The organism is Streptomyces sp. NPDC087428, from assembly GCF_044744085.1.
Taxonomy (GTDB): Bacteria; Actinomycetota; Actinomycetes; order Streptomycetales; family Streptomycetaceae; genus Streptomyces.
The window spans coordinates 1-2633 of the sequence record NZ_JBIUXR010000041.1; the positions used below are offsets into that span (position 1 = coordinate 1).

3 protein-coding genes are annotated in these 2633 nt (G+C 67.0%); 1 reads left to right on the top strand and 2 read right to left on the bottom strand.

The features are described from left to right. Positions 1 to 112: 112 nt before the first annotated feature. Both ACIO3R_RS39505 and ACIO3R_RS39510 read right to left on the bottom strand, forming a co-directional pair. A protein-coding gene (locus ACIO3R_RS39505) for an IS5 family transposase (RefSeq protein ID WP_385035783.1) occupies positions 113 to 903 on the bottom strand; the annotation gives its coding sequence in 2 pieces (ribosomal slippage) (positions 113 to 588 and positions 588 to 903; 792 coding nt in all). Positions 904 to 1106: 203 nt separating this feature from the next. Further along, the gene (locus ACIO3R_RS39510) at positions 1107 to 1541 is read right to left on the bottom strand and encodes an Rrf2 family transcriptional regulator (protein ID WP_385035780.1); all 435 of its coding nucleotides are present in this window, start codon (positions 1539 to 1541) and stop codon (positions 1107 to 1109) included. A gap of 123 nt (positions 1542 to 1664) precedes the next feature. On the opposite strand from ACIO3R_RS39510, the gene ACIO3R_RS39515 reads away from it, so the two are divergent. Next, on the top strand, positions 1665 to 2420 hold the full coding sequence (locus ACIO3R_RS39515) for an SDR family NAD(P)-dependent oxidoreductase (protein WP_402111954.1): 756 nt from the start codon (positions 1665 to 1667) through the stop codon (positions 2418 to 2420). Positions 2421 to 2633 lie beyond the last annotated feature (213 nt).

The window sequence follows — 2633 nt, forward strand, 5'->3', positions numbered from 1 at the left end:
CACACGAAGGCACTCGCACTGCCCGCCACACCCGCATGATCAAAACGCCGACCGCAACCTCAACACGCCCTCGCCCCAACCATGCACGAGGTCGTTAGAGCTCGTAACACGATCATGGGCGGGCCTTCTTGAGGCGTCTCCAGCAGATGAGGCTCCAGGCCAACGAGACGAAGGCTTCGTGGAGTTCGGTTCGGCGTTCCCAACGGACGGCAAGGCGTTTGGACTGGTGGAGCGAGGCGAAGGTCTGCTCGACGACGTAGCGGAGCTTGCCCAAGCCCTTGATGCTTGGGACGCCCTTGCGGGAGATGACCGGCAAGATCCGCCGCTTGCACAGCTCTCGGCGGTCGGGGTTGGAGTCGTAGCCCTTGTCACCGAGGAGCGAGTCGGGGCGACGGCGCGGGCGCCCGCGCCGTTCGGCCACGGGCGGGATGCCGTCGACCAGGGCGAGGGTCTGGGTGACGTCGTTGACGTTGGCCGCGGTGGTGATGACCTTGAGCGGGGTGCCGCGTCCGTCGCGGATCAGGTGGTGCTTGCTGCCCGTCTTCCGTCGGTCGACCGGCGACGGACCAGTGTCGGCGCCCCCTTTTTCGCGCGGATGTGGGAGCCGTCCACGCATGCGTGGGACCAGTCGAGTTCGCCGGCCGCGTTCAGCTCGGCGAGCAGGATGCGGTGCAGTTGGTCGAAGACCCCGGCCTGCTGCCACCGCTCCAGGCGCCGCCAACAGGTCTGCCCCGAACCGAACCCCAGTTCCAGCGCTAGGAGTTGCCAGGCTATGTCGTTGTGCAGGACGTACAGGATGCCCTGCAGACACAGCCGGTCCGCCACCGGCCGTGGGCCCGGCGACTTCTCCGGCCAGGACGGCAGTAGCGGCTCGATCAGCTCCCACAAGTCGTCGTCCACGATCCATGGCCGGGTGCTCGCATCCTCCCGAACGGCGGAATCGCCACATCGGTCACGCCGGACCAGGGCACTGCAACAAGATCAAGTTACGAGCTCGTAGGAAACGGTCTGATACTGCAACGGTCTTCGGCGTGACTGGTTGCCAGGCTGTTCGCTGGCCTGGGCTTAGATGGGGATCTTGGTGATGTCGGGGCGTAACGGGGAGGCTAGCGAGGTGCCGCGAGTACGTCCTGGAGTACGTTCTCGAGCGTGACGCGGGACAGCTCGTGTCTCAGGGTCTCATCGATGCCCTCGTAGATGCTCTGCATTGCCGGCTGGATGCCGTGACCCACCACGCATCCCTGGTCCGGGGTGGTGCGGTGCATTGCGAACAGCGGGCCGGGTTCCACTGCCTCGTACACGTCGAGCAGGGTCATCGACTTCAGCTCGCGTGCCAGCGACCAGCCCGCGCCTACGCCCCGCCGGGACTCCACGAGCCCGGCCCTGCGCAGCTCGCCGAGCAGCCGTCTGATCACCACGGGGTTGGTGTTCGCGCTGGTCGCGATCTGCTCGGAGGTGGCTACCTCATGGCCCTGGCGCTGGTAGAGACCGATCCAGGTCAGCGCGTGGGCGGCGATGGTCAGTCTGCTGTTTGCGCTCATGGGCTCCTCCTCTCGGTCACAACGCTTCATGATACGGAAGTCGTAACAGTGAAGGTTGCAACGAGCTGTCGTAACAATTAACGTTGCGACTGCCGGAAGGGACCAATCAACGAGGTGAGAAGAATGAGCAAGCCACTCACGGGCAAGGTCGCCCTGGTCACCGGGGGATCGCGCGGACTGGGAGCCGCGACCGTACGGCTGCTGGCCGAGCAGGGCGCCGACGTCGCCTTCACCTACGTCAGCTCCGAGAAGCAGGCGCAGGCCGTCGTCGACGAGGTGCACGGCAAGGGAGCCAAGGCCGTCGCCTTCAAGTCCGACCAGGCAGACACGAGCCGGGCGCCGACGCTGATCGACGACGTGGTCGCGCATTTCGGCGGTCTGGACATCCTCGTCAACAACGCGGCGATCTCGGTGGAGCAGGGCCGCACGGTGGACGACCCGGACGCCGACACCGCCGCACTGGACCGGATGCACGCCACCAACTACCTCGGCGTGATCGCCGTCATCCGGGCCGCCTCCCGAGTGCTGCGCACGGGCGGCCGCATCATCACGGTGAGTTCCGGACTGGGCTCCCGGGTCGGCGTCCCGGGCGTTGCCGACTACTCGGCGACCAAGTCAGGCATCGAGAGGTACACCATGGGGGTCGCACGGGACCTCGGGCCCCGCGACATCACGGCCAACGTCGTGGAAGCCGGGCTGATGGACAGCGGCATGCAACCGCCGGACCCCGACACCCTCAAGGCCCTGCTCAGCTCGCTGTCCCTGCAACGCATGGGGCACCCCGCCGAAATCGCCGCGGCGATCGCCTTCCTGGCGAGCCCCGCCGCGTCGTACGTCACGGGCGCGGTGCTGGACGCCCACGGCGGCTACAACGCCTGAACCCGAACCCCTGCCGCGTGCCCCGAAGGACATCGCGTCGTCGGGGCGCGCACCGCCAACGCCCCGCGCGTGCGTGGACACGCCTCAAGAAGCCCGGATCGTGATCGTGTTACGAGCTCTTACGACCTCGTGCATGGTTGGGGCGAGGGCGTGTTGAGGTTGCGGTCGGCGTTTTGATCATGCGGGTGTGGCGGGCAGTGCGAGTGCCTTCGT

Coding starts and splice junctions, on each gene's coding strand:
- ACIO3R_RS39510 (WP_385035780.1), bottom strand. CDS start 1,541: ATGAGCGCAAACAGCAGACTGACCATCGCCGCCCACGCGCTGACCTGG.
- ACIO3R_RS39515 (WP_402111954.1), top strand. CDS start 1,665: ATGAGCAAGCCACTCACGGGCAAGGTCGCCCTGGTCACCGGGGGATCG.